We start from the raw sequence: 25,506 nt of genomic DNA, 5'->3' as shown, positions 1-25,506 counted from the left end.
GAGAAAAAGATGAGAAATGTTAGAGTTGCAGCGATCCAGATGCAATGTGCCAAGGATGTAGCAACAAATATCCAAACAGCGGAGCGTTTAGTACGTCAAGCTGCAGACAAAGGCGCACAAATCATTCTCTTACCAGAGTTATTTGAACGTCCTTATTTCTGTCAGGAACGCAAGTATGACTATTATCGGTATGCCCAGTCGGTGACAGAAAATACAGCTATTCAGCATTTTAAGGTGATTGCTAAGGAGCTAAAGGTCGTTTTACCCATTAGTTTCTATGAAAAAGATGGCAATGTCTTGTATAACTCTATCGCCGTCATTGATGCTGATGGGGAAGTGTTGGGCGTTTATCGAAAGACCCACATACCAGATGACCATTATTATCAAGAAAAGTTTTATTTTACGCCTGGTAACACAGGTTTCAAGGTCTGGGATACTCGCTATGCTAAGATTGGTATCGGTATCTGTTGGGATCAATGGTTTCCTGAAACAGCGCGCTGTCTTGCATTGAATGGTGCTGAATTACTCTTTTATCCAACAGCCATCGGTTCAGAGCCGATTTTGGATACAGACAGTTGTGGTCACTGGCAACGTACTATGCAAGGTCATGCAGCAGCAAATATTGTTCCAGTCATTGCGGCCAATCGTTATGGATTAGAGAAAGTAACTCCAAGTGAGGAAAATGGTGGACAGAGTTCCAGTCTTGACTTCTACGGTTCGTCCTTTATGACGGATGAAACGGGAGCTATTCTAGAGCAAGCCGAAAGACAAGGTGAAGCTGTTCTGTTAGCAACTTATGACCTTGACAAGGGAGCAAGTGAACGCCTCAACTGGGGCCTGTTTCGTGATAGAAGACCAGAAATGTACCAACGAATTACGGACTAGAAGGTAACTTTCATAATAAACTTTTGATATTCACGCCTGTCTTACAAAAATGTAAGATAGGCTTTTTAAATGTAAGATGGGTGTACGATTATACGTGGAAATGTATGCTATACTCTATGTAGATCAAAAAGAAAGAGGTTTATTATGAAAAAATGGAATGCGACGCAGTTGAAGTATCTGATGGCTGCAATAATGGTTTTAGACCATATTCCTCATATCACCGGAATTGTTTCTCCTATGTGGGAAGGTATTCTTCACGCCTTGACCCGTTGTGTGGGAGTTTGGTTTGCCTATATGGCTATGGAAGGATTCATCCATACTCGAAATTTGAAAAACTACCTCATTCGTCTCTGGAGTTGGGCGCTTATCATGTTTGCTGGAAATAGCCTCCTCAACGCCCTATTTGCATCTAAAGGAGTAATGGTAAATAATAACATTTTCTTTACTTTAGCCATCGGTGTTACCATGCTTTGGCTTGGATTTCCCAGAAAAGAGTTGGATCAAAAAGAGAAGTTATGTCGTCGAATTGGAGTTGCTGGTCTCTTGATTTTCGGTTGTCTTTTTACTGAGGGTGGCATCACTATGCTACCATTTCTCTTAATTAGTTACTCTTGTCGAAATCGCAAGGGATTGCGAAATCTTCTCTATACTCTCCTTTGGGCCTTCCTATTAGTAACTTCCATCCAAATCTATGACACTTGGGACCAAACACTGGAAATGATGCTTTACAACTCTGACTGGCTTTTTATCACTGTCTTTCCTTTTATGGCCTTGTATAATGGGGAACGTGGTGAACAAACTATATGGAATAAGTATTTCTTTTATATTTTCTACCCGGCTCATCTATGGATTATAACCTTGATTGCTTATTTGGTTAAGTAGATTCAATTTCCATTAGCTCCATCTTGCTTAAAATGTGAGAGGAGCTTTTCTGTATCTGGAATTCCTAATAAAACATGTTATAATAGTTTTAGAAAGGACGAGGTTTATGACTAAGATATTGGTTATTGAAGATAATAATGAAATCCAGGAAATTTTAAGAACCCTTCTTGCAGAGGAACACGAGGTGATACAAGCCTTTTCTGGCACAGAAGGTATCATGCAATTTGACAAAGGTGGCATTGATCTCGTTCTGCTAGATATCATGCTCCCTGGGAAAAATGGTGACCAAGTCTTGCAAGCTATTCGACAAACTAGTCAGACTCCGGTCATCATGCTCACTGCTTTGGGTGATAAAAAGCTCATCAGCCAATATCTCCTAGATGGTGCCAATGATTATGTAGTAAAACCTTTTGATTTGAACGAAGTTTTTGCCAGAGTCACTGTACAGTTACGCCAAAATGGTGAACATCAGTCAGAAAACCGCAGGGAAACTGAAAACCTCGTACAAAATTTAAAAAATATCCAGTTTGATGCGGATAGTTTTGAAATAAGTAGCGCAACTGAAACTATTCGCCTTGCAAAGAAAGAGTGTCAAATTCTCCAAATGTTGCTCCATCATCCTAAAAAAATCTTCACCAAGGAAGAACTCTATGAATTGATTTGGGAAGAAAGTTACCTGCCTGGAGACAATACGCTCAACACCCATCTAAGCAATCTCCGTAAAAAACTGCATCAACTGGATCCAAATCACGAATACATTGAAACCATTTGGGGAGTTGGTGTTCGATTAAAAGGAGACAAATAATGAATTACATTTTGATATCAATATTACTCCTCGTTAACATCATTTTATCAGTCTCTTTGATTCGCTATTATATAGCAATTAGAGATTTAAGCAGACAAATTGAAGAAAAGATTCGCTCTGGTAGCATGAAAAGAATCGGGGTAAACTTCTTTTCAAAGACCATTTTGCGTCTACATAACCAAATTGAGAATCTATTTCAAGAAGTGGAACAGAATCAGCTCATCATGAAGCAGGAAAAACGCACCCTAGATATGGCAATCAGTAACATCGCTCATGATATTCGAACACCTTTAACAATCGCTTCAGGATATACTCAGCAACTAATAAAAAATCCTGAACCTAATCCAGAAACGTTAAACAAGATAGCCCATCACCTTGATTTGGTTTCCAAACGTTTGGAGGCTCTCCTTGAATACCGTCATTTGATGGAAGGAGCAGTCAAACCGAAACTGGAAGAACTTGATTTATCAACTTTTATAACGAAAAAGACTTTAGCTTATTACGATGTTTTTCAATCTTCACAGATTGTTCTTGATTTTAACGTTGAACCAGGATTGAAAACGGCGACTGATGAGGACTTGCTTGATCGAATTATACAAAACCTGCTTGGAAATGTTCTCAAGCACGGCAAGGAGAAGGCTCGACTTTCTTTGAAAAAGGGAGAAAAAGGGCTTGTTTTGGAAATTGATAATCTTGTCAAAAAACCAATCAAGAATATAGACAATCTCAGCAATCGTTTTTATTCTGAAAATCTATCAGACACAGAAGAATCCTCTGGTTTAGGTCTCTATATTACCGAGGAATTGGTTCATCTTCTTGGAGCGGATATGAAGCTAGTTGCTGATGGAGAATGGTTTTCGGTCTTTATCTATTTTTAACAGAAGAAACCTCCTCTATATCCTAGAGGAGGTCTTTTTTATAAGCTTTTCTTCTTGAAAATAATCAGTCCACTGAAAGAGAAGAAAAGTATGACCGTTACGCAAACCGTGATGGTATAGAGAATAGCTTGACTATTAGTAGTCATAGCATAGGCAAAATCTAGAATTAAATATCGTAGAATTTCAATGTCTGGGAAAACAAGCATTGGAATAGAAATGACGATAGAGCTAATCAGATAACCAATAAATACGGCAAGATAAGAATGAGTTAGGTAGAGAATAAAGGAAACAATCGAAAGCCAAGCTAGAAGGCAGAGAAATTGAAGGGAAATCGTCAAGAGGAGATTAGTAACAAAACCATCAGGCATTGTACCAAGTCCGTTTAGTAGAGTCGCGGGAATAAAGGCAATCACAAGACTGGTAATGAGTTGTAAGAGAGCGATACTTGCTAGAACAAAGAATTTAGCAAGGAAAAATTCTGTACGAGAAACACCGACTGTCAAACTATTTTTATAAAGCTTGCCGATTAGATCAACCCCAAGAACTAAACATACTAGAATAATACAGAGGAAAACGAGGTTTGAGCCGTTATTTGACACGTTGATTAGAGCTTCTATCCCATTCCAACCATGGGTAGGAGTCTCAGGTGGTGCTGTTTGAACGGACATTAGATGTCCTGTAGCGCCAATAGTAGCACCCAGTAACATAAGTACAAAGAGAATGAATTCTGTAATCCAGAATCCTTTGGAGCGGAAAAGACGGTAAAAATCTGCTTGAATGGTGTGTATCATGATTTTTCTCCTATTCTACCAATTGTGTGAAGTATTCTTCTAGGTTTTGACGGGCAAAGTAAATCTCTTCAATAGAAACATCTGCCAAAGTTAGTTGCTTGAGGATCTGTTTGACATCTTGTTCATTTCCAAAGATATGGATTTCATTTTCAGGATTGACAACCTTAAACTGGAGCTGGATTTGTTCTTTCAATACCTGACAAGCTCTTTCTTTGTCGCTTGTTTTAAGCACAATATAATCCTCACTCAGTGTTTCAAATTCAGTTTTACTGATTTCACGGATAATCTTACCTTGATCCAGAATACCAAAGCGATTAGCTAAGAGATAGAGTTCTGACAAGATATGGCTAGAGATGAGGATAGTTATTCCTTTTTCTTGATTGAGCCGCTGAATCATGAGACGAAATTCTTTGATCCCAATAGGATCCAGACCGTTAATGGGTTCATCAAGAATCAGGAAATCAGGTTTAGATAGAAGGGCAATGGCGATACCAAGTCTTTGTTTCATTCCTAGCGAGAAATCACGAAAGACTTTTTTCCCTGTATCTGACAACCCAACATAGTCCAAGGTCTCATGAATCACCCTATCAGCATTTGGAATATGACGAATCATACAATAATATTTCAGATTTTGATAAGCTGTTAAATGATTATGGGCTACAGGTGATTCGATAACCGAACCCACTCGAGATAAAGCCTTGGTCCACTCATTTTCCGATTGACTAGAAAAGAGGGAAATAGTTCCTTTATCCGCAAACAGTAGTTGTGTAATTATTTTGATAAGAGTGGTTTTACCTGCTCCGTTTTTCCCAATTAGACCATAAATATCTCCCTCTTTTATCGTTAGATTAAGATCTTGAAGAATAGCTTGTTTACCAAATTCTTTGGTCAGTCCATGAATTTCGAGTACTGTTTTCATGATTTTCTCCTTTTGATTTATTTTTCTAACTTTAGTATAAGCTATAGAAATCAAAGAAAGCTCAAGTATTTCTAAAGAGTTTCTAAAGTTTTGTGATTCTTAAAAAAAACAAAACCCAGTTGACATGAACTGGGCTTCTCAATTATAAAATATACTTCTCAATGGCACGCGCGACGCCGTCTTCTTCATTGCTGGATGTAACGTCATTGGCAAGGGATTTGACATGCTCACTAGCATTTCCCATAGCAATGCCAAGGCCTGCAAACTGGAGCATTTCGATATCATTATTAGCATCACCCATGGCCATAATTTCTGATGGCTCAATCTGCAAAATATCAGCTAGTCGTGAAAGAGCAGTAGCTTTTGTGGTTCCAAGTGGCATGGCTTCATAAATGACAGGCTGCGAACGAACGCCACTAAATCGTTGGCAGAGTTCCTCCGCGAACCGTTGCTCAAAATCGTCTGTTTGCTCTTTTGTTCCTAAAAACATGCCTTGGAACATTCGATATTTTCCACTGGTGGCTTCCTCAAGAGAAATTTCAGTCAGGTCTGAAAAGACTAGTTTGGCATCATTTTGAACAATTTGATTAGGCTTACCACCGAGGACAAAATAATGTTTCTCATCAAAAAGAGTTAACTGGACGTCGCTTTTTTCTGCTAGGTCATAGAGGTATCCGATGTCAGCTGGACTGAGTTCTTGCCAGTCAACTAGCCCCCAGTCACTGGTCTGGTGAGTTGAACAACCATTATTGACAATGACGTACTCGTTCTGGAGGTCAAGTCCTAGTTGTTTATAGTAGGGGAGAACACCGAAAAGCGGGCGACCCGTACAGAGAACCAGTTTGACACCTTTTTCTATGGCCTGATGAATGGCAGTGATGTGGGCTTGTGGGATTTCCTTGGCTTCGTTAAGGAGGGTTCCGTCCATATCCAAGGCTAGTAGTTTAATCATAAGACTTCCTTTTCTATGTGTTTTGCTTTTATTATAGCATATAGACTATAAAATGTCTGACAGAATTGTAACATTTCACTTTCCTTTTCTTGAAAAACAAAATAAATTCTTATATAATATGTATACTTAATATTTAAGGAGAAATAATGTCAAAGTATCACTTTAATTCAATTTACAAAAATAATGAAACAGAGTCTACAGGTCTTCTTTTCATTAAAGTTTACAACAAGTGGGAAAGCAACTTAAAAAGAGTCTTGAAATCAGTTAGCCTCACTTTGCCCCAATTTATCGTTTTGACCTCACTCTTGTTTTTGTCTAATAGAGAGGAATATGTAACACAAGTTGATATTGCTCATTTCACAGGTATGGATGTAATGACGGTTTCTCAGATTGTCCGGTTACTAGAGAAGAAAGACTACATTAGTCGCGATCAACATCCAAAGGATAGTCGGGCAAAACTGGTCTTAGTGACGAAGTCTGGTGTGGAGAAAGTCAATCAAGCTTTACCCTTAGTAGAAGGGGTTGATGAAGATTTTTTTGAAAAACTTTCTAACGATAGAGAAAGTTTCAATCGCATATTAGCAGAGTTGGAGGATAAAAATGCCTAGATATTGGGTCGGAGTTGTTTCAAAGAATCATGTTTTAAGAGGAGTTGAGGGAAATTTTTGTCAAGTCTGTCACGGAAAGGGCGGCCCCTTAAACCGTATGAAAAAAGGCGATTATTTTTTATACTATAGCCCAAAATACGATATGAATGGTCAAGATAAGTTACAGGCTTTTGTGGCCGTAGGTAAAATTATAGATGACAAAGCCTATCAAGTAGAGCAGTTTGAAGGATTCTTTCCCTTTAGACGAAATATCGAGTATTATCTACCAGTAAAATATTGCTCAATAGAAATAGCCAGACAACATCCTGAATGGAAAGACTATGCTTCTAGGCTTCGTTATGGGCATTTTGAAGTTTCCAAAGACTTTTTCCTCTATATCTTTCATCATATGAAAGTGGATGATGAAGCTTGATTGATTTGCTAGTTAAATGATTGTCAACAAGAATTTTGGATTTGGACTGTGAAGCGAACTTTGCTATAATAGAGTAAGAAACTTTGAGAAACCAAACGAGGCAGAGATGAAATTACTTTATACTGATATTCGGACTTCTTTGACAGAAATTCTAACTAGAGAGGCAGAAGAGCTGGTTGCTGCTGGCAAACGGGTCTTCTACATTGCCCCCAACTCTCTTTCATTTGAAAAGGAACGTGCCGTGCTGGAATGCTTGTCCCAGCAGGCTTCTTTTGCTATTACCGTCACGCGCTTTGCTCAAATGGCTCGTTACCTGGTTTTAAATGACTTGCCTACAAAGACCAGTCTTGATGACATCGGTCTTGGGATGGCCTTCTATAAATGCCTTGCTGAACTTGATCCCAAAGAGTTACGAGTTTATGGTGCTATTAAACAAGATCCTCAATTTATCCAGCAGTTGATTGAACTTTATCACGAGATGACGACTGCTCAGATGAGCTTTTTGGACTTGGAAAGTTTGACCGATGAGGACAAGCGGGCAGACTTACTCTTGATTTTTGAGAAAGTGGCTACCTATCTCAATCAAAACCAGTTGGCTCAGGGAAGTCAGTTATCACATTTGATTGAGGCTATTGAGAATGATAAGGTAAGTAGTGATTTCAGTCAGCTTGCCTTGATCATTGACGGTTTTACCCGTTTTTCTGCCGAGGAAGAGCATGTGGTGGATCTACTCCATCGCAAAGGTGTTGAGATTGTCCTTGGTGCTTATGCAAGTAAAAAGGCTTATACCAGTCCTTTCACTGAAGGGAATCTCTACCAAGCCAGTGTGGAATTTCTTCATCATTTAGGTGCTAAATACCAAACACCTGCTCAAGACCGTTCTCACACTCATGCGTACATGGATAGTTTTGACAAGGCCTCTCGTTTGCTGGAGTCTTCTTATGACTTTTCAGAACTTACTTTGGATGTCGCTGAGAAGGACCGTGAAAACTTGCAAATCTGGTCTTGTTTGACGCAAAAAGAAGAGTTGGAGTTGGTAGCCCGTAGCATTCGTCAGAAATTACATGACCATCCAGAACTGAGTTACAAGCATTTCCGAATTCTGCTGGGGGATGTGACTTCTTATCAGTTGTCCTTAAAGACCATTTTTGACCAGTACCAGATTCCATTCTATCTTGGTAAAAGCGAATCCATGGCTCATCATCCCTTGACCCAGTATGTGGAGTCTATTTTACGATTAAAACGCTACCGTTTCCGTCAGGAGGATTTGATTAATCTCCTCAGAACTGGTTTGTATACTGACCTTAGTCAGGCTGATATTGATGCTTTTGAGCAATATCTCCGCTATCTTGACATCAATGGCTTGCCAGCTTTTCAGCAAACCTTCACCAAATCCCACCATGGAAAGTTTGATTTGGAACGCTTGAATGCCATTCGTTTGCGAGTTTTGGAGCCCCTTGAAACTTTGTTTGCCAGCCGGAAACAGAAGACCGAAAATCTCTTGCAAAAGTGGAGTACTTTTCTAAAAAATGCTGCTTTAAGCAAGCAGATGCAAGGTTTAACATCCACTATGGAAGCTCCTGAACAGGAAAGACAAGCTGAAGTTTGGAAAGCTTTCTGTCACGTTTTAGAACAATTTGCGACCGTTTTTGATGGTTCACAAGTTAGTCTGGAGGACTTCCTAGCCTTGCTCCACTCTGGGTTGAGCTTGTCTCAGTATCGCACCATTCCAGCGACAGTGGACACTGTTCTGGTGCAGAGTTACGATTTGATTGCACCACTGACTGCTGACTTTGTCTATGCCATTGGACTAACTCAGGATCATTTACCAAAAATCGCGCAAAATACTAGCCTTTTGACAGATGAAGAAAGACAAAGCCTAAACCAAGCGACAGAAGAAGGAGCACGATTGCTGATTGCAAGCAGTGAAAACCTCAAGAAAAATCGCTATACCATGCTTTCTTTAGTCAATGCTGCCCGTAAGCAGTTGATTTTGTCAGCACCCAGTCTTCTCAATGAAAATGAGAGCAAGGAATCTGCCTATCTTCATGAACTGGTAAGTTTTGGATTTAGCCGAAGAGAAAAGAGAATGAACCATAAAAATCTTAGCAAAGAAGATATGAGTTCTTATCACAGTCTCTTGTCTAGTCTGGTTGTCTATCATCAGCAAGCTGCTTCTAGTAAAAATGAACAAGATTTAACTTTTGTCACGGTCTTAGCGCGTGTCATGGGTAAAAAACTAGATCAAAAAGACCTTGCGAATCCTGCCCTTCCAACTAGTCCAAGTAGCAAGCCATTAGCAAAGGATACCTTGCAGGCTCTCTATCCTGCTGACAAAGAGTTTTACCTGTCTACCTCTGGTTTGACGGAGTTTTACCGCAATGAATATAGTTATTACCTCCGTTATGTTCTAGGCTTGCAGGAAGAATTGCGCCTGCGCCCAGATGCTCGCAGTCACGGGAATTTCTTGCACCGTATTTTTGAACGTGCCTTGAAGCTGCCTGCTGAAAATCCATTCGACCAACGTCTGGAGCAAGCTATTAAGGAAACCAGCCAAGAACGGGAATTTGAAGCCATTTATCAAGAAAGTTTGGAAGCCCAGTTTACCAAGGAAGTTCTGCTCGATGTCGCGCGGACTACTGGGCACATCCTTCGTCATAATCCAGCCATCGAAACCATCCAAGAGGAAGCAACATTTGGCGGCAAAGATCAAGCCTTTATTCAATTGGATAATGGTCGCAGTGTCCATGTGCGAGGCAAGGTTGACCGTATTGACCGCCTGAAAGCTGATGGTGCGATAGGAGTGGTGGACTATAAGTCTAGTTTGACCCAGTTCCAGTTTCCTCATTTCTTCAATGGGCTCAATTCCCAACTGCCAACCTATCTTGCTGCCCTAAAAAGAGAAGGGGAGCAGAACTTTTTCGGTGCCATGTACTTGGAAATGGCTGAACCTGTCCAATCTCTGTTGACCGTTAAAAGTCTGGCAGGAGCAGTAGTAGAAGCCAGCAAATCAATGAAATACCAAGGACTCTTTTTAGAAAAAGAAAGCAGTCACTTGGGCGAATTTTACAACAAAAACAAGGCTAATCAGCTGACAGACGAGGAGTTCCAGCTCTTACTAGACTATAATGCCCATCTGTACAAGAAGGCAGCTGAGAAGATTTTACAAGGCCAGTTCGCCATCAATCCCTATACCAAAAATGGCAGAAGCATTGCCCCGTACGTTCAGCAGCATCAAGCAATCACAGGTTTTGAAGCTAATTACCATTTAGGTCAAGCTCGTTTCCTAGAGAAATTAGACTTATCTGATGGCAAACGACTGGTCGGAGAAAAACTCAAGCAAGCTTGGTTTGAGAAAATGAGAGAGGAGTTGAATCGATGAAGCCCATTTCCTTTTTAACTGAGGAAGAGATTCAAAAACTGCAAGAAGCAGAAGCGAGTTCGAGCAAGGAACAGAAGAAAACAGCTGAGCAAATCGAAGCCATTTATACGGTAGGGCAAAATATATTAGTTTCAGCGTCTGCTGGTTCAGGGAAGACCTTTGTCATGGCAGAGCGCATTCTGGACCAGTTAGCGCGTGGTGTGGAAATCAGCCAACTCTTTATCTCGACTTTTACTGTCAAGGCTGCTACTGAACTCAAAGAGCGCTTGGAGAAAAAAATCAGCCAACAAATCCAAGAAACCGATGATGTCGATCTCAAACAACACTTGGGACGTCAATTGGCAGATCTACCAAACGCTGCCATCGGAACCATGGACTCTTTCACACAAAAATTCCTTGGCAAACATGGCTATCTGATTGATATCGCACCGAACTTCCGTATTTTACAAAATGAAAGTGAACAGTTACTCTTAAAGAACGAAGTTTTTCATCAGGTTTTTGAAGAGCATTACCAAGGTGAGAATAAAGAGAAATTTAGTAGCTTGGTGAAGAACTTTGCTGGGCGTGGCAAGGATGAACGAGGTCTGCGCCAGCAAGTCTACAAAATCTATGATTTCCTTCAATCCACCAGCAGTCCCAAAAAATGGCTGAACGAGTCTTTCCTCAAAGGGTTTGAAAAGGCTGACTTTGCAAATGAAAAAGAGAAACTAACTGAGCAAATCAAGCAGGCGCTTTGGGACTTGGAAAGTTTCTTCCGTTATCATCTGGATAATGATGCCAAGGAGTTCCCAAAAGCTGCCTATTTAGAAGCTGTTCAACAGGTTCTGGATGTAATTGGCTCCTTAAATCAAGAGTCCGACAGTCAGGCTTATCAAGCAGTGCTTGCGCGTGTTGTCGCCACCTCGAAGGAGAAAAATGGTCGTGCTCTAGCCAATTCCAGTCGTAAGGCCGATTTGAAACCACTGGCTGATGCCTATAACGATGAGAGAAAGGTCCAGTTTGATAAACTAGGAAAACTGTCAGACCAGATAACCATTCTCGACTACCAAGAGCGTTATCATGAAGATACCTGGGATCTAGCTAAAACCTTCCAAACCTTTATGAGTGATTTTGTGGAGGCTTATCGAGAACGTAAACGCCATGAAAATGCTTTTGAATTTGCTGATATCAGTCATTTCACCATTGAGATTTTAGAGAATTTCCCGCAAGTTCGTAAGACTTATCAAGATCGCTTCCACGAAGTCATGGTCGATGAGTATCAGGATACCAACCACATTCAAGAACGAATGCTGGAATTGCTGTCGAATGGTCACAATCGCTTTATGGTGGGAGATATCAAGCAGTCTATCTACCGTTTCCGTCAGGCAGACCCGCAGATTTTCAATGAAAAATTCCAACGCTATGCGCAAAATCCTAAAGAGGGTAAATTGATACTCCTCAAGGAAAATTTTCGTAGTAGTTCAGAAGTGCTGTCAGCAACCAACGATGTATTTGAACGTCTCATGGACCAAGAGGTCGGCGAAATCAACTATGACAGCATGCACCAACTTGTTTTTGCCAATACCAAACTGACTCCTAATCCAGACAACAAGGCAGAATTTCTCCTCTACGATAAGGACGATAGTGTGCAAGAGGAAGAAGAGAACCAAACAGAAACAAAACTCACAGGAGAAATGCGCCTGGTCATCAAGGAGATTCTTACACTTCATCAGGAGAAAAGTGTTGCCTTCAAAGAAATAGCCCTTTTGACCTCTAGTCGCAGTCGAAATGACCAGATTCTCCTCGCCCTGTCTGAGTACGGAATTCCAGTTAAAACCGACGGCGAGCAAAATAATTATCTCCAATCCCTAGAAGTACAAGTCATGCTGGATACTCTTCGTGTCATCCACAATCCCCTGCAAGACTATGCTCTGGTTGCGCTGATGAAGTCTCCTATGTTTAGCTTTGATGAGGACGAGTTGGCACGCTTGTCCCTTCAGAAAGTAGAAGATAAGGTCCAAGAAAATCTCTATGAGAAACTGGTCAATGCTCAAAAACAGGCAACAAGCCAGAAAGAGTTAATTCATACAGCTCTAGCTGAAAAACTCAATCAATTCATGGATATTTTGGATTCTTGGCGCTTATATGCCAAAACCCACTCTCTCTATGACTTGATTTGGAAGATTTACAACGACCGTTTTTATTATGACTATGTTGGGGCTTTGCCCAATGGGCCAGCCAGACAGGCCAATCTCTACGCCCTAGCTCTGCGCGCTGACCAGTTTGAAAAGAGTAATTTCAAGGGCTTGTCGCGTTTTATACGTATGATTGATCAGGTTTTGGAATCTCAGCATGACCTCGCAAGCGTAGCCGTCGCGCCGCCTAAAGATGCCGTGGAGCTTATGACTATTCACAAGAGCAAAGGATTGGAATTTCCTTACGTCTTTATCCTCAACATGGATCAGGACTTCAACAAGCAAGACTCGATGTCAGACGTCATTCTCAGCCGTCAAAATGGGCTTGGTGTCAAATACACTGCCAAAGTGGAAACAGGAGCAGTGGAAGCACACTATCCTAAAACCATCAAACTTTCCATTCCTAGTCTAACTTATATCCAGAATGAGAAAGAACTGCAACTGGCTAGCTATTCAGAGCAGATGCGTCTGCTGTATGTTGCTATGACGAGGGCTGAGAAAAAGCTTTATCTTGTCGGTAAGGGCTCTCGTGAAAAGCTAGAAGCCAAGGAATATCCATCAGCTGAGAGCGGAAAATTAGATAGCAATACCAGACTGCAAGCAAGAAATTTCCAAGATTGGGTCTGGGCTATCAGTAAAGTATTTGCCAAGGAAGATCTCAACTTTAGTTATCGTTTTGTTGGCGAAGATCAGTTGACTAGAGAAGCTATCGGGGAGTTGGAAAACAAGAGCCCTCTCCAAGATAGCTCTCAAGCAGACAACCGCCAGTCTGAGACCATCAAAGAAGCTCTGGAAATGCTGAAAGAGGTGGAAGTTTATAATACTCTTCACCGCGCAGCCATTGAACTACCAAGTGTTCAAACCCCAAGCCAAATCAAGAAATTCTACGAACCGGTTATGGATATGGAAGGGGTAGAAATTGCTAACCAAACTCAATCAACTGATAAGAAAATCAGCTTTGATTTGCCAAATTTTTCAACTAAAGAAAAAGTCACTGGAGCTGAGATTGGTAGTGCCACCCATGAACTGATGCAGAGAATTGACCTCAGTCAGCAACCAACACTTGCTAGCCTGACAGAAACTCTCAAACAAGTTCAGGCTAGTCCAGCTGTCAGAGACAAGATCAATCTTTCTAAAATTCTAGCATTCTTTGACACACCACTTGGTCAGGAGATTCTCGCTAATACCGACCATCTCTATCGCGAGCAACCTTTCTCCATGCTCAAAAAAGATCAAAAGAGTCAGGAAGACTTTGTTGTTCGTGGGATTTTGGACGGCTATCTACTTTACGAGGACAGAATTATTCTTTTTGACTATAAGACAGACCGTTACGATGAACCAAGACAACTCATAGACCGCTATCGTGGTCAGTTAGCCCTATACGGAGAGGCTTTATCTCGAGCTTATTTGATTGAAAACATAGAAAAATACTTGATTTTGCTCGGCAAAGATGAGGTTCAAGTTGTAAAAGTATAATTTAGAAAGGAAACCTCATGTCACTTCCAGTTAGAAAATCCCTGCACGATGCGGTTTTACAGGCTTCAAAAGCTGATACTTGGGAACAAGCTACCAAGGAATGGAATGAAGTTTCCTTGATTTTTAATGGTATTGGTCGTAGCAATTGCGTCTGTGGGAATGCCATTAAATACGCCTACGAACTCTTTAACTGCGTTACAGGCCAACGACTCTTTCCGATTGGCAGTGATTGTGTTCGCCATTTTCACCGACTGAGTTTAGACCAGCAACTGGAAGAGGAAGAAAAACTACTCAGAAAAGTTGAAAACCTAACCAGAAAGGCTCAGAAAAAGGAAAAAATCAAGGTTAATAAAAGCGACTTTGACGAACGACTTTTAAAATGGTTTTGGGAAAAAGGTGTTTTCAAAGCCAATCGTGGCAATCAATTCACGCCTGAGAAAGATTATCAGCTCTTCCTAGAGGTCTTTCAAGGCGGAAGTTGGACCAAGGCAGAGCCAAAGAAGAAGGCTCGTATGGAAGAAGTGCTGGAAAAGTGTATCAAACCTTTTTTACTTGGTAAGACAGATGACCAACTCTACCTTGTCAAACTAGGCAAGGAGAAAATTGACTACGAGCAGCATTTGCGGATTCAGGCAGAGAAAGAACGCAAGAAAAGAGATAAAATCGCCAAGCAATACGCTGACAACCTCATTCTTGCCATGGGACCTGCAGAGCGAGCCTATCAAGATTACTTTGGCTTTACAGAAACCTTGACTCAAGAAGAACGAAAGTGGGAGAAAATCCTCTTTGGAAAAAATAGAGACGAACGGGCTATCAAGGCTAAACAAAACCAGAAAGAGCTGGAAAAGGAACAGCGAATTGCAAATCAAGATCCTATTGAACGAAAGCAGAAGCAGACTTGGCTTCTTAATTCCTATTTTCGTGATTTACCTGATGAAAAAGCCAGATTTTCTCGACTCTTATTAGAATATCGAAAAAGTGGAGAAGTACGCTTTTCAGATGAATATTTATCTGAGCATCTCATCGACTTTTTCTACAAGATGAAAGCCTTTGAGTTTGAAATTGCACCAGAACAAGTCCGTGATTTTCTAAAAGAATGCCTTCAGCTAGAACATCTATCATCTGCACAAGAAAGCTGGATTAGAGGAATTCTCCTCAATTGCCTTCACCCATTTTTAGATAGGTTACTCATATAGAAAAAATCCTACCTTGTCTATGCATGGTAGGATTTATGTATCTTCAAAAATGTATTGGTAAAGTTGGACGACTTTCTGAAAACACTGCGTGTCCATTCTTGTTATTTTTTGAGCATTGCGCATCCTAAAATCAAAGGTATACAGTTGAAATGGATTGACAGCACCATCTACCTTATCCGACGAGACAGGAACGAGCAGGCCTTTTTCTGCTAAATGCTTTTGACCATGGGTAATGGGACAGACAGCCACAAAACCAGTTTGCAAGGCATATTCTCTCCTAGAAACAACCAAGGCAGGACGCCGTTTCTGAATCTCCCGACCAACTGATGGATCAAAATCGAGCCAAATGATATCCTGCTTTTCAGGAATATACTCAGATTTCGCTATCAATGATTTTTACCCCTTCAAAATCGTTTGTCATTCTTAAGTCAGCAATCCCATCAAAAGGATCTTTCAGTTTTGGAGCTAAGACAATGACTCCATCAACTCCTTTGTAGACAACCATTTCTTGACCTTCCGTCATACCCAAATTTTTAGGAATGGTCACAGTGAGAGAATTTCCCACCTTCCGAGTCTTTACTGTATTCATCACTCTACCTCCACGAAATCGTATATACAAAGTATATACCAAACGGCAAATAAAGTCAAGCAAACGTTTAATTACATAAATTAAGTTATGTGCTATAGTGTGGTTTTATTTTAGTCAAAGCCTGTGCAAAAGCACCTAATTTATGATAGAATAGATGGTGAGAAAGAAAACGTTTTTACTACGTTTTTTTAGTCGGAAGGGGAAAATATTATGGCTACTATTCAATGGTTTCCGGGTCACATGTCTAAGGCTCGGCGACAGGTTCAGGAGAATTTAAAATTTGTTGATTTTGTGACGATTTTGGTGGATGCTCGGCTACCTTTATCTAGTCAAAATCCTATGTTAACCAAGATTGTGGGTGATAAACCAAAGCTTTTGATTTTGAATAAGGCAGATCTTGCTGACCCCGCAATGACCAAAGAATGGCGTCAGTATTTTGAATCACAGGGAATCCAAACTCTGGCTATCAACTCCAAAGAGCAAGTGACTGTAAAAGTTGTGACAGATGCGGCTAAAAAGCTCATGGCTGATAAGATTGCACGCCAGAAAGAACGCGGTATCAAAATCGAAACCTTGCGGACCATGATTATCGGAATTCCAAACGCTGGTAAGTCAACTCTCATGAACCGTTTGGCTGGGAAAAAGATTGCAGTTGTCGGCAATAAACCAGGTGTTACCAAGGGGCAACAGTGGCTCAAAACCAACAAAGACCTGGAAATATTAGACACGCCAGGTATTCTATGGCCTAAATTTGAAGACGAAACCGTTGCTTTGAAACTAGCCTTGACTGGAGCTATCAAAGACCAGTTGCTTCCTATGGATGAAGTGACCATTTTTGGTCTCAATTATTTCAAAAAACATTATCCAGAAAAGCTAGCTGAACGCTTCAAACAAATGAAGATAGAAGAAGAAGCGCCTGTTATTATTATGGATATGACCCGTGCCCTTGGATTCCGAGACGACTACGACCGCTTTTACAGCCTCTTCGTCAAGGAAGTCCGTGATGGCAAACTCGGTAACTACACCTTAGATACATTGGACGACATCGATGACGATGATTAAAGAAATCAAAGACCTTCTTGCTACTGTCAAAGAATTAGACAATCCCCTTTTTCTTGAACTGGGAAAGGATCCTCGTTCTGGAGTTCAAAAGGAAATCAGCAAGCGTAAAAAAGCCATTCAGGCTGAACTGGATGAAGACCTTCGTTTGGAATCTATGCTTTCCTATGAAAAAGAACTCTATAAGCAAGGATTGACCCTAATTGCAGGTGTTGATGAGGTCGGACGTGGTCCTCTTGCTGGCCCTGTAGTCGCTGCAGCTGTTATTTTACCTAAAAATTGTAAGATTAAAGGCCTCAACGATAGCAAGAAGATTCCTAAAAAGAAACATCTGGAAATTTATCAAGCTGTTCAAGATCAAGCCTTGGCAATAGGTATTGGTATCAAGGATAATCACATCATCGACCAAGTCAATATCTATGAAGCTACCAAACTGGCCATGAAGGAAGCAATCGCCCAGCTCAGTCCGCAACCTGAGCACCTCTTGATAGATGCCATGAAACTGGAGTTACCAATTTCACAAACCTCCATTATCAAAGGAGATGCTAACTCCCTCTCAATCGCAGCAGCATCTATAGTAGCCAAGGTGACACGGGATGAATTGATGAAGGAATACGATCAGCAATATCCTGGCTATGATTTTACAGCTAATGCAGGCTATGGAACAGCTAAACATCTAGAAGGGCTTGAAAAACTAGGTGTCACCCCAATTCACCGAACCAGTTTTGAACCAGTCAAAACACTGGTTGCAACAAATAAAGAAAGCTAAGTTGGAGGAAATGATTATGGAGGAACAGTCAGAAACACTTAGTTCCAAGAAAGAATTTGCCTTTGCCTCAAGCACCATATTATCCCAAGTTGGACGAGGAATCATTGTTGGTCTCGTCATCGGGCTAATCGTCGGATCTTTTCGTTTCTTAATCGAAAAGGGTTTTCATCTGATACAAGGGCTCTATCAAGATCAAGCGCACCTAGTGCGCAATCTTTTTATCATTGGCCTATTTTATTTAATCGTTTGCTGGCTTAGTGCGAAACTAACTCGGTCAGAAAAAGATATCAAGGGTTCAGGAATTCCTCAAGTCGAAGCCGAACTAAAAGGACTCATGGCTCTTAACTGGTGGAGTGTCCTCTGGAAAAAATATGTCCTAGGGATTCTTGCTATTGCCAGTGGACTTATGTTAGGACGAGAAGGGCCAAGCATTCAACTTGGAGCTGTTGGTGGTAAAGGTATTGCCAAGTGGCTAAAATCTAGCCCAGTTGAAGAACGTTCCCTGATTGCCAGTGGAGCTGCTGCAGGTTTAGCCGCTGCCTTTAATGCACCAATCGCAGGTCTCCTCTTTGTTGTAGAAGAAGTCTATCACCATTTTTCCCGCTTTTTCTGGGTCTCAACTCTAGCAGCCAGTCTCGTAGCAAACTTTGTTTCTCTGCTCATATTTGGCCTAACACCCGTACTGGATATGCCAGACAACATTCCTCTCATGACCCTAGACCAGTATTGGATTTACCTCTTTATGGGAGTTTTTCTCGGACTTTCTGGTTTTCTCTATGAGAAGGCTGTACTCAATGTTGGTCGAATTTATGACTGGATTGGTCAAAAAATCCATTTGGATAGAGCTTATTATCCAATCCTAGCCTTTATCCTTATCATACCAGTCGGGATTTTCTTGCCACAAATCCTTGGTGGTGGAAATCAGGTCGTTCTTTCTTTGACTGAGCAAGATTTTAGTTTTCAGGTTTTATTAGCTTACTTTTTGATTCGATTTGTTTGGAGCATGATTAGCTATGGAAGTGGTCTCCCAGGAGGAATTTTCCTTCCCATTTTGGCGCTTGGTTCCTTACTTGGTGCCCTAGTTGGTGTTATTTGTGTGAATCTTGGACTTGTCAGTCAGGAACAATTCCCTATATTTGTCATTCTGGGAATGAGTGGCTACTTTGGGGCAATATCCAAGGCTCCCTTAACCGCTATGATACTCGTAACCGAGATGGTTGGAGATATTCGCAACCTCATGCCACTTGGCTTAGTGACCTTGGTTGCTTACATCATCATGGATCTACTCAAGGGCGCTCCAGTTTATGAGGCCATGCTGGAAAAAATGCTACCAGAAGAAGCAACAGATGAAGGAGAAGTCACCCTCATTGAAATCCCTGTATCAGATAAGATCGCTGGAAAACAGGTTCACGAGCTCAACCTGCCACATAACGTACTCATCACCACACAAGTCCATAATGGCAAAAGTCAAACAGTGAATGGCTCAACCAGAATGTATCTGGGTGATATGATTCACCTAGTGATACCAAAAAGTGAAATTGGCAAAGTAAAAGATTTGTTGTTGTAGATGATATTTACATAATATGAATTATGTAAATAAAGATTGTAATTTAATACTTTTAAAAACCGTTTTCAGCAATGAGATCGGTTTTTACTTCTTATATCGTTAAAATTAATTAAAATATAGTATAATAAGAAAAAGGGGAAAAGCTTAAATGAATAATTCCAGCAATAAAAAAAGCCATAAAAGGCTACTAATCGTTTTGTCACTCGCAATTATCACAGCAGGAGGTATATTTATGTTTAGCATGTTAGGGAAATCCCAAGAAGAGCGTCGAAATAGAGAGTATGAAGTTAGTCTGGTTGAAACTTTAAAAGATAGTTATGAGGGTATTGAAGAAATTAGATTTTCTAATGCAAACTACACAAATCCTCCAGGAAGTTGGACTTGCGTAGTTGAACTATATTTTAACGAGAGAAGCATAAAATATAAAATTAATTATTCAAAAAAAGATAAACGTATTTCTGATGTATCTTTAGAGAGAGAGGATAGAAAAGAGGACCGAGAATTTTTAAATAGTCACTTGGGTAAGACTAGTAAACTCACAAAAATTATTTATTCAGATGGTTCAGAAGGAGAATATTAATGGTATACACTTATACTGATAAACAACTCAATGAATTAAATCACGGAAAAAATGTTTATAGTGTAAATTTTGAATATGCTGAAAGGGAAGTTGAAAAGAAAGTTGTAGCCAAAACAAATGATAAGTTATCTTCGGATGAAACTAACACTATAACCACCTCTGATGGTCAAGAATTCCGTGTTGTTGCGACTAAGTCTCACCGAATATCGGGATTTGATGCAGTATCTGTGACAATTGACTTGATTTTCTCTATTCTACTGTTATTTATCTTTAAATTATAGTAGAATAGAGAAAAGGAGAAAAGCTTAAATGAATATTTCCAGCAATAAAAAAAGATATATAAGACTACTAATCGTTTTGTTACTCGTAGCCATCACAACAGGAGGTGTTTTTGTGTTTAGCATGTTAGGGAAATCCCAAGAGGAGCGTCGAAATAGAGAGTATGAAGTTAGTTTGGTAAACGCCTTAAAGAATTCCTATGAAGGGATAGAAGAGATCAAGATTACAAATCCTGATTATACAAACCCGCCGGGATCATGGTCTTGTGATGTTGAAATTAAGTTTATTGATGAAAAAACTATTAAATATGGGATTGGATATTCTTTAGACACCGAAGAAATAACAGATGCTTCATTGGAATGGGAAGGAAGAATAAAAGATAGACAATTTTTGAATGAAAACAAGGGTAAAACCACTTCGAAAATCAGGGTAACTTATTCTGATAACGACGAAGGAGAGCAATAATGACATTTAATTATACAGATAAACAGCTTAATAATTTAAATAGAGATACTGCAGTTTACAGTGTGAATCCAGAGTTTGCTAGACGAAAACATAAAAAGCTTGTTGTTAATAAACCTGATTCTGAATTAGCTAGCTATGAAACCAACACTATAACCACCTCAGATGGTCAAGAATTCCGTGTCGTTGCCACTAAGTCTGACACTGAAACAGGTTTTGATGGACTGGCAGTTGCGCCAATTATCAATGGCAAACCGGATTATAAAAGTATAGCTGTGATTGCTCCTGGGACAGATCCAGGGAGTCCCACTAAGATTGACAGTTGTAAAACAACTTTTTCTTATTATAGTGTAATATAGACTAATCTTATAGTATAATAAGAAAAAGGAGGAAATCTTAAATGAATAATTCCAGCACTAAAAAAAGTTATAAAAGGTTACTAATCGTTTTGTCAATCGCAATTATCACAGCAGGAGGTGTTTTTATGTTTAGTATGTTAGGGAAGTCTCAAGAAGAGCGTCGAAATAGAGAATATGAAGTAAGTCTGATTAATGCCTTAAAAAATTCATATGAAGGGATAGAAGAAATCAAAATTTCCAATCCAACATATACGAACCCTCCTGGTGACTGGTCTTGTAAGGTTGATATTTTGTTTGAAGATGGGGAAAAAATATTCTATGGAATTCCACATAACTTAGATGAGATAGAAAATTACAATGGTCGTATGACTTATGGACAGCGAGATTTTCTTAACCGAAGAAAAGGAATAACAACTAATACAGTTACAGTTACATACTCTAACAAAGAAAGAGGGGAACAGTAATGGTATTTAATTATACTGATAAACAACTTAATGAATTAAACCACGGGAAGAATGTATACAGTGTCAATGCTGAATACGCTGAGAGAAATAATAAACCTTTGGTTACAGAAGCTCCTAATCCGAATCCTTCTTCATCTGATTTTGAAGAAACCAACACTATTACCACCTCCGATGGTCAAGAATTTCGTGTTGTTGCGACTAAGTCTGACCCAGGAACTGGTTTTGATGGGCTGGCGGTAGCTCCTATAGTCAATGGCAAACCAGATTATAAAAATGTAGCTGTGATTGCTGCTGGAACGGATCCTGATAGTCCGGTGAATAAAACTATGTTCAGCTCACGCGACGTCAATAGTGCCATAATTGCAAGGCAAACTTATTTATCTCCACAATATAAAGTTGCTGACCAATTCGTAAAAGAGATTATGGATGATCCCAGATATGAAGTTAGTCAACTATCTGGTTATTCACAAGGATCTTATATGCTAAAAGTAGGGGCTAAATATCATATACCTACGACTACCTTTAATGCTTGGTTTAAATATGGAGCCCTTTCATTGAAAGAAAAAGCATTTATTGAAAGTAGCCCTTCTATGTTTATAGATTACCGTAGAAAAAATGATGACGTAGTAGTCTGGAATGATTTTAACCATCCAGAATGGTATAATACTACCACTACAAATTCTATGCCTAGTACGATTCACTGGCTTGATGGTTCGAGTCATAAAATTGGTGACTGGGAGTTTGATCCTGTAACTGGTCAACTTGTAGATGGCAAAGGAGGAAAACCCTTAATCAGTGGCGTTTATCGAGCGTATGCCAACAGTCTCCGAGGAATGGCTCATTACAAGGACTTGAAGTCAAAATGGTCATCAGGTGGCATTAGTAGCTCTGAGGAAATATACTTAGATGCAGCTCAGGGTTCTATCTTATCATCATCTATGGCTACGGCAGCAAGAACTGGAGCTGATGAAGTGAGCGCCTTAGCCAAAAAAGCCAATCAAGAATTACAAGAAATTTGGTCAAAAATCGATTTTACAAGCTACACAGCATTAGCTCCTTATGAGGTTGAGACCCTTTTTGCTAGCCAAGGTATTACTCAAGCACAGTTTATCGATACTTTTCAGGCAGAAACAAAACAAACAGCCACTCTGATGAATGCTTCCGCTCAAGCATTTGAAAATATGGATAAACAATTACAGGAAGTCATCGAAAAAACAGTAGCAACAGACAAGCAATTAGGCAAGGAGTTTCGACAATGGAAAGAAAAGATGTAAAATGGGAGGAAATCAGAGAGAAAGAAAGAGAACTGTTTACTCTAGAAGAACAATATTATCAAGAAAAGAAGAAACTTGATAACAAAGCGCTTGATCTAGAAGAACGAAATGCAAACTTAGAAAAACTAATTTCCGAAGAAGTTGATAAAATGTATCAAATCTTGAGAAAATTTTCGTCAACGGCTGATGATGTTAGAGACTATTTTATAGAAATAGAAAATTTGAGACACTTTTCGAATCAAGTATACAGAGATCATAGGATTAAACTTGAAGATGAGAGAGAAAAATACGATAACGAGTTTCGCAAAAAAAGAAATGATTTAGACGAAGAATTTCACAAACTAAGGAGAGATTATGCAAGCACCAATGAATGAATACTACACTGATGAAGAATATCAATATGCACTGAAACAAATGTATCGAATGATGGAAAGAAACCGAATTATTACGGAAGCAAGGTTAGCGATATCAGCAAAAAATAAATTAAAAGAAAACTTTAATAAGGTAGCTGAAAAAATTGCTACAGAAACCAAATCAACTATCACAAGCATAAACAGCCAAATGGATACTGCAATTCAAGGTAAGGTTCGCAAGAGTCTTGAAGCAAAGATTTCGAATATGTTGCTCAAGTATGATGAAATTTAATAAAGTAGTTCAGAATAAATGGAATAAAGTTAGACTTCTGTTTTAAGTTTCTTATTATATCTTTCCGAAAAACTATAATTTTCTTGAAAAATATATAAGTCTATGCTATACTACTAGTAGACTTATATATGGAGAGAACACATGAAACGTGATATTTTACTGGAACGAATCGACAAACTAAAACAAATCATGCCCTGGTATGTTCTGGAATACTACCAATCTAAGCTTGCTGTCCCCTATAGTTTTACAACCTTGTACGAATACCTTAAGGAATATGATCGATTTTTCAGCTGGGTTTTGGAGTCTGGTATTTCAAATGCTGATAAAATGTCTGACATTCCTTTATCAGTCTTGGAAAATATGTCTAAGAAAGACATGGAATCCTTTATCCTATATCTACGAGAACGACCTTTGCTGAATGCCAATACAACCAAACAAGGTGTCTCTCAGACGACTATCAATCGGACCTTGTCAGCACTCTCTAGTCTTTACAAGTATCTAACCGAGGAAGTTGAAAACGACCAAGGGGAACCTTATTTCTATCGTAATGTAATGAAGAAAGTTTCAACTAAGAAAAAGAAAGAAACCCTTGCTGCTAGAGCTGAAAACATCAAGCAAAAACTCTTTCTAGGTGATGAAACAGAAGGTTTTCTGACTTATATCGACCAAGAGTATCCACAACAGCTCTCAAATCGCGCTCTCTCGTCATTCAATAAAAATAAAGAACGTGATTTGGCCATTATCGCCCTTCTCCTAGCATCTGGTGTTCGCTTATCTGAAGCTGTTAATCTGGATCTAAGAGACCTTAATCTCAAAATGATGATTATTGATGTCACTCGTAAGGGGGGAAAACGTGACTCGGTCAATGTCGCTGCCTTTGCCAAGCCTTATCTAGAGAATTATCTAGCCATTCGAAATCAACGCTATAAGACGGAAAAGACGGATACAGCTCTCTTTTTGACCTTATATCGTGGCGTTTCCAATCGTATCGATGCTTCTAGCGTTGAAAAGATGGTTGCTAAGTACTCTGAGGACTTCAAAGTCCGTGTAACTCCCCACAAACTACGCCATACGCTGGCTACTAGGCTCTATGATGCAACTAAATCGCAAGTTTTGGTCAGCCATCAGCTAGGGCACGCTAGTACACAAGTCACTGACCTCTATACCCATATCGTCAATGATGAACAAAAGAATGCTTTGGATAGTTTGTAAAATACATAGAATTAATTATGTAAATTAAAGATTACTTAAAAACGAAAGACCAATTCCTATTATCTTTCGTTTTTTGTTTATTTAAACTCAATCCAGTAGTTACGATGGGGCTCGATTATTACTGGATTACCCCAAAAGGCTTTCAGATAAGCTAAATTTGCGTGGCTTACTGGTCTTTTTGCATCATTATATTGCTCAGCGCTCTCTTTAGTTAGAAAGCATTTTACTGCTTCATAAAAAGTTCCATCAGCTGATTCTCTTTCGATTCCCATATACGAAATTTCGTCACCTTTTTTAAGACTGTCAGTCAACAGTTTACCAATAAAATACACTGTCTTATCCTTCATCAGTTCATAAGCTTTACCATTTTCCAGTCGGTTATTTGCTGCAGCGTACATAATACAAAAACTATCAACAATGTCTTTCAAAGGCATTAAGTCCTCTTTCTTTACTTTGATTTCATCGGGAAGAAGACCGCCAATTATAAGATTTTGGAAATAGGCTTGCTGGATTACATTATCTAAAGCCATTCCTAAAGGTATTTGAACAGCTTGGTATCCTAAAGGCTGCAGCTCTTTATTTTTCTTATCATAATGTTCTTGTGTGATACTTATATTTAAACTTTCTGTTTGGGAAATTTCTTCATTTCTATAAAAAGCAACAACATTGCGGTCTAACTGTTCAAATAGATTAAGACTTTCTACTGGAATTTCTAACATTAATGAATAACTCCTTTTCATTTTTCCTCTCTATTATACTCTAATCAGCTTGATTATCAAGTCTAAATGTAATAAAAGAATCCATCTTAAATGAACTGCACCCCAAAAGTTAGACAGAAAAAATCTAACTTTTGGGGTGTTTTATTATGAAATTGAGTTATGAAGATA

27 protein-coding genes are annotated in these 25,506 nt (G+C 39.5%); 21 read left to right on the top strand and 6 right to left on the bottom strand.

The genetic code is table 11. From position 1 onward, the window contains the following. Positions 1-9 precede the first annotated feature (9 nt). From aguB to K1I97_RS02245, 4 genes are all read left to right on the top strand, one after another. On the top strand, positions 10-885 hold the full coding sequence (gene aguB / locus K1I97_RS02260; protein ID WP_223331405.1) for an N-carbamoylputrescine amidase: 876 nt from the start codon (positions 10-12) through the stop codon (positions 883-885). 144 nt (positions 886-1,029) lie between these two features. Then, positions 1,030-1,767 carry a TraX family protein gene (locus K1I97_RS02255; protein WP_223331404.1) on the top strand — a complete coding sequence of 246 codons (738 nt, stop codon included), beginning with the start codon at positions 1,030-1,032 and terminating at the stop codon, positions 1,765-1,767. Positions 1,768-1,873: 106 nt separating this feature from the next. Then, entirely contained in the window at positions 1,874-2,572 is a 699-nt protein-coding gene (locus K1I97_RS02250) for a response regulator transcription factor (protein WP_223331403.1), read from the top strand. Beyond that, positions 2,572-3,450, top strand: coding sequence for a sensor histidine kinase (locus K1I97_RS02245; protein WP_223331401.1), 879 nt, complete (start codon positions 2,572-2,574; stop codon positions 3,448-3,450). Before K1I97_RS02250 ends, K1I97_RS02245 begins: the two co-directional genes overlap by 1 nt. A gap of 38 nt (positions 3,451-3,488) precedes the next feature. On the opposite strand, the gene K1I97_RS02240 is transcribed toward K1I97_RS02245, so the two are convergent. The 3 genes from K1I97_RS02240 to K1I97_RS02230 form a co-directional block, all read right to left on the bottom strand. Next, positions 3,489-4,241 carry an ABC transporter permease gene (locus tag K1I97_RS02240; protein WP_223331400.1) on the bottom strand — a complete coding sequence of 251 codons (753 nt, stop codon included), beginning with the start codon at positions 4,239-4,241 and terminating at the stop codon, positions 3,489-3,491. A gap of 10 nt (positions 4,242-4,251) precedes the next feature. Then, positions 4,252-5,160, bottom strand: a complete 909-nt coding sequence (locus K1I97_RS02235) for an ATP-binding cassette domain-containing protein (RefSeq protein ID WP_223331399.1) — start codon at positions 5,158-5,160, stop codon at positions 4,252-4,254. A gap of 142 nt (positions 5,161-5,302) precedes the next feature. Continuing rightward, positions 5,303-6,112, bottom strand: coding sequence for a Cof-type HAD-IIB family hydrolase (locus tag K1I97_RS02230; protein WP_223331398.1), 810 nt, complete (start codon positions 6,110-6,112; stop codon positions 5,303-5,305). Positions 6,113-6,258: 146 nt separating this feature from the next. Here K1I97_RS02230 and K1I97_RS02225 point away from each other — a divergent pair, with 146 nt between their 5' ends. The 5 genes from K1I97_RS02225 to K1I97_RS02205 all read left to right on the top strand — a co-directional run bounded on the left by K1I97_RS02225 (position 6,259) and on the right by K1I97_RS02205 (position 15,360). Then, positions 6,259-6,720, top strand: coding sequence for a MarR family winged helix-turn-helix transcriptional regulator (locus tag K1I97_RS02225; protein WP_223331397.1), 462 nt, complete (start codon positions 6,259-6,261; stop codon positions 6,718-6,720). After that, positions 6,713-7,132 (top strand): EVE domain-containing protein, encoded by a 420-nt coding sequence (locus K1I97_RS02220; protein WP_223331395.1) that lies wholly within the window; start codon positions 6,713-6,715, stop codon positions 7,130-7,132. The genes K1I97_RS02225 and K1I97_RS02220 overlap by 8 nt, the downstream gene beginning before the upstream one ends. Before the next feature lie 106 nt (positions 7,133-7,238). Continuing rightward, positions 7,239-10,514, top strand: coding sequence for an ATP-dependent nuclease subunit B (gene rexB / locus K1I97_RS02215; RefSeq protein ID WP_223331394.1), 3,276 nt, complete (start codon positions 7,239-7,241; stop codon positions 10,512-10,514). Further along, a complete protein-coding gene (gene addA / locus K1I97_RS02210) occupies positions 10,511-14,164 on the top strand; it encodes a helicase-exonuclease AddAB subunit AddA (protein ID WP_223331393.1) in 3,654 nt (1,217 codons plus the stop codon). The genes rexB and addA overlap by 4 nt, the downstream gene beginning before the upstream one ends. Before the next feature lie 17 nt (positions 14,165-14,181). Further along, positions 14,182-15,360: a hypothetical protein gene (locus tag K1I97_RS02205; RefSeq protein ID WP_223331392.1), complete on the top strand. Its 1,179-nt coding sequence runs from the start codon at positions 14,182-14,184 to the stop codon at positions 15,358-15,360. Between the two features lie 33 nt (positions 15,361-15,393). On the opposite strand, the gene K1I97_RS02200 is transcribed toward K1I97_RS02205, so the two are convergent. Together K1I97_RS02200 and mazE are read right to left on the bottom strand one after the other, a co-directional pair. After that, entirely contained in the window at positions 15,394-15,750 is a 357-nt protein-coding gene (locus K1I97_RS02200; protein WP_038806108.1) for a type II toxin-antitoxin system PemK/MazF family toxin, read from the bottom strand. Next, entirely contained in the window at positions 15,734-15,949 is a 216-nt protein-coding gene (mazE, locus tag K1I97_RS02195; RefSeq protein WP_038806109.1) for a type II toxin-antitoxin system PemI/MazE family antitoxin, read from the bottom strand. The genes K1I97_RS02200 and mazE overlap by 17 nt, the downstream gene beginning before the upstream one ends. A 210-nt stretch (positions 15,950-16,159) precedes the next feature. On the opposite strand from mazE, the gene ylqF reads away from it, so the two are divergent. The 12 genes from ylqF to xerS all read left to right on the top strand — a co-directional run bounded on the left by ylqF (position 16,160) and on the right by xerS (position 24,619). Further along, the gene (gene ylqF, locus K1I97_RS02190; RefSeq protein ID WP_000201310.1) at positions 16,160-17,011 is read left to right on the top strand and encodes a ribosome biogenesis GTPase YlqF; all 852 of its coding nucleotides are present in this window, start codon (positions 16,160-16,162) and stop codon (positions 17,009-17,011) included. Further along, the gene (locus K1I97_RS02185; RefSeq protein WP_223331391.1) at positions 16,998-17,777 is read left to right on the top strand and encodes a ribonuclease HII; all 780 of its coding nucleotides are present in this window, start codon (positions 16,998-17,000) and stop codon (positions 17,775-17,777) included. Before ylqF ends, K1I97_RS02185 begins: the two co-directional genes overlap by 14 nt. 16 nt (positions 17,778-17,793) lie before the next feature. Continuing rightward, complete coding sequence (locus tag K1I97_RS02180; RefSeq protein WP_223331390.1) at positions 17,794-19,344, top strand: ClC family H(+)/Cl(-) exchange transporter; 1,551 nt, start codon at positions 17,794-17,796, stop codon at positions 19,342-19,344. A gap of 148 nt (positions 19,345-19,492) precedes the next feature. Next, the gene (locus tag K1I97_RS02175; RefSeq protein WP_185774588.1) at positions 19,493-19,924 is read left to right on the top strand and encodes a hypothetical protein; all 432 of its coding nucleotides are present in this window, start codon (positions 19,493-19,495) and stop codon (positions 19,922-19,924) included. Continuing rightward, a complete protein-coding gene (locus K1I97_RS02170; protein WP_223331389.1) occupies positions 19,924-20,205 on the top strand; it encodes a hypothetical protein in 282 nt (93 codons plus the stop codon). Before K1I97_RS02175 ends, K1I97_RS02170 begins: the two co-directional genes overlap by 1 nt. A gap of 28 nt (positions 20,206-20,233) precedes the next feature. Continuing rightward, positions 20,234-20,668 carry a hypothetical protein gene (locus K1I97_RS02165; RefSeq protein WP_223331388.1) on the top strand — a complete coding sequence of 145 codons (435 nt, stop codon included), beginning with the start codon at positions 20,234-20,236 and terminating at the stop codon, positions 20,666-20,668. Continuing rightward, positions 20,668-21,024, top strand: coding sequence for a hypothetical protein (locus tag K1I97_RS02160; protein WP_223331387.1), 357 nt, complete (start codon positions 20,668-20,670; stop codon positions 21,022-21,024). The genes K1I97_RS02165 and K1I97_RS02160 overlap by 1 nt, the downstream gene beginning before the upstream one ends. Positions 21,025-21,065: 41 nt before the next feature. Continuing rightward, a complete protein-coding gene (locus K1I97_RS02155) occupies positions 21,066-21,488 on the top strand; it encodes a hypothetical protein (RefSeq protein ID WP_223331386.1) in 423 nt (140 codons plus the stop codon). After that, positions 21,488-22,762: a hypothetical protein gene (locus tag K1I97_RS02150; protein ID WP_223331385.1), complete on the top strand. Its 1,275-nt coding sequence runs from the start codon at positions 21,488-21,490 to the stop codon at positions 22,760-22,762. Before K1I97_RS02155 ends, K1I97_RS02150 begins: the two co-directional genes overlap by 1 nt. Continuing rightward, the gene (locus tag K1I97_RS02145; RefSeq protein ID WP_125416716.1) at positions 22,744-23,136 is read left to right on the top strand and encodes a hypothetical protein; all 393 of its coding nucleotides are present in this window, start codon (positions 22,744-22,746) and stop codon (positions 23,134-23,136) included. Before K1I97_RS02150 ends, K1I97_RS02145 begins: the two co-directional genes overlap by 19 nt. After that, the gene (locus K1I97_RS02140; protein ID WP_125416718.1) at positions 23,117-23,407 is read left to right on the top strand and encodes a hypothetical protein; all 291 of its coding nucleotides are present in this window, start codon (positions 23,117-23,119) and stop codon (positions 23,405-23,407) included. Before K1I97_RS02145 ends, K1I97_RS02140 begins: the two co-directional genes overlap by 20 nt. A gap of 141 nt (positions 23,408-23,548) precedes the next feature. After that, positions 23,549-24,619: a tyrosine recombinase XerS gene (xerS, locus tag K1I97_RS02135; protein WP_223331384.1), complete on the top strand. Its 1,071-nt coding sequence runs from the start codon at positions 23,549-23,551 to the stop codon at positions 24,617-24,619. A gap of 77 nt (positions 24,620-24,696) precedes the next feature. Here xerS and K1I97_RS02130 read toward each other — a convergent pair whose 3' ends face one another. Then, positions 24,697-25,338, bottom strand: a complete 642-nt coding sequence (locus K1I97_RS02130) for a hypothetical protein (protein WP_223331382.1) — start codon at positions 25,336-25,338, stop codon at positions 24,697-24,699. Positions 25,339-25,506 lie beyond the last annotated feature (168 nt).

This window comes from Streptococcus oralis (genome assembly GCF_019929345.1).
GTDB lineage: Bacteria > Bacillota > Bacilli > Lactobacillales > Streptococcaceae > Streptococcus.
Note: the sequence above shows the minus strand (reverse complement) of the source record. Positions and strands in the feature narration are given on the sequence as shown.

What these genes read in the sequence shown, in the direction of transcription:
- K1I97_RS02150 (WP_223331385.1), top strand. Translation starts at nt 21,488, where the DNA reads ATGGTATTTAATTATACTGATAAACAACTTAATGAATTAAACCACGGG.
- K1I97_RS02180 (WP_223331390.1), top strand. Translation starts at nt 17,794, where the DNA reads ATGGAGGAACAGTCAGAAACACTTAGTTCCAAGAAAGAATTTGCCTTT.
- K1I97_RS02170 (WP_223331389.1), top strand. Translation starts at nt 19,924, where the DNA reads ATGGTATACACTTATACTGATAAACAACTCAATGAATTAAATCACGGA.
- K1I97_RS02165 (WP_223331388.1), top strand. Translation starts at nt 20,234, where the DNA reads ATGAATATTTCCAGCAATAAAAAAAGATATATAAGACTACTAATCGTT.
- xerS (WP_223331384.1), top strand. Translation starts at nt 23,549, where the DNA reads ATGAAACGTGATATTTTACTGGAACGAATCGACAAACTAAAACAAATC.
- K1I97_RS02255 (WP_223331404.1), top strand. Translation starts at nt 1,030, where the DNA reads ATGAAAAAATGGAATGCGACGCAGTTGAAGTATCTGATGGCTGCAATA.
- K1I97_RS02205 (WP_223331392.1), top strand. Translation starts at nt 14,182, where the DNA reads ATGTCACTTCCAGTTAGAAAATCCCTGCACGATGCGGTTTTACAGGCT.
- K1I97_RS02160 (WP_223331387.1), top strand. Translation starts at nt 20,668, where the DNA reads ATGACATTTAATTATACAGATAAACAGCTTAATAATTTAAATAGAGAT.
- K1I97_RS02140 (WP_125416718.1), top strand. Translation starts at nt 23,117, where the DNA reads ATGCAAGCACCAATGAATGAATACTACACTGATGAAGAATATCAATAT.
- K1I97_RS02130 (WP_223331382.1), bottom strand. Translation starts at nt 25,338, where the DNA reads ATGTTAGAAATTCCAGTAGAAAGTCTTAATCTATTTGAACAGTTAGAC.
- K1I97_RS02155 (WP_223331386.1), top strand. Translation starts at nt 21,066, where the DNA reads ATGAATAATTCCAGCACTAAAAAAAGTTATAAAAGGTTACTAATCGTT.
- addA (WP_223331393.1), top strand. Translation starts at nt 10,511, where the DNA reads ATGAAGCCCATTTCCTTTTTAACTGAGGAAGAGATTCAAAAACTGCAA.
- K1I97_RS02235 (WP_223331399.1), bottom strand. Translation starts at nt 5,160, where the DNA reads ATGAAAACAGTACTCGAAATTCATGGACTGACCAAAGAATTTGGTAAA.
- rexB (WP_223331394.1), top strand. Translation starts at nt 7,239, where the DNA reads ATGAAATTACTTTATACTGATATTCGGACTTCTTTGACAGAAATTCTA.
- K1I97_RS02245 (WP_223331401.1), top strand. Translation starts at nt 2,572, where the DNA reads ATGAATTACATTTTGATATCAATATTACTCCTCGTTAACATCATTTTA.
- K1I97_RS02175 (WP_185774588.1), top strand. Translation starts at nt 19,493, where the DNA reads ATGAATAATTCCAGCAATAAAAAAAGCCATAAAAGGCTACTAATCGTT.
- ylqF (WP_000201310.1), top strand. Translation starts at nt 16,160, where the DNA reads ATGGCTACTATTCAATGGTTTCCGGGTCACATGTCTAAGGCTCGGCGA.
- mazE (WP_038806109.1), bottom strand. Translation starts at nt 15,949, where the DNA reads ATGAATACAGTAAAGACTCGGAAGGTGGGAAATTCTCTCACTGTGACC.
- K1I97_RS02145 (WP_125416716.1), top strand. Translation starts at nt 22,744, where the DNA reads ATGGAAAGAAAAGATGTAAAATGGGAGGAAATCAGAGAGAAAGAAAGA.
- K1I97_RS02225 (WP_223331397.1), top strand. Translation starts at nt 6,259, where the DNA reads ATGTCAAAGTATCACTTTAATTCAATTTACAAAAATAATGAAACAGAG.
- K1I97_RS02185 (WP_223331391.1), top strand. Translation starts at nt 16,998, where the DNA reads ATGACGATGATTAAAGAAATCAAAGACCTTCTTGCTACTGTCAAAGAA.
- K1I97_RS02230 (WP_223331398.1), bottom strand. Translation starts at nt 6,112, where the DNA reads ATGATTAAACTACTAGCCTTGGATATGGACGGAACCCTCCTTAACGAA.
- K1I97_RS02220 (WP_223331395.1), top strand. Translation starts at nt 6,713, where the DNA reads ATGCCTAGATATTGGGTCGGAGTTGTTTCAAAGAATCATGTTTTAAGA.
- K1I97_RS02250 (WP_223331403.1), top strand. Translation starts at nt 1,874, where the DNA reads ATGACTAAGATATTGGTTATTGAAGATAATAATGAAATCCAGGAAATT.
- aguB (WP_223331405.1), top strand. Translation starts at nt 10, where the DNA reads ATGAGAAATGTTAGAGTTGCAGCGATCCAGATGCAATGTGCCAAGGAT.
- K1I97_RS02240 (WP_223331400.1), bottom strand. Translation starts at nt 4,241, where the DNA reads ATGATACACACCATTCAAGCAGATTTTTACCGTCTTTTCCGCTCCAAA.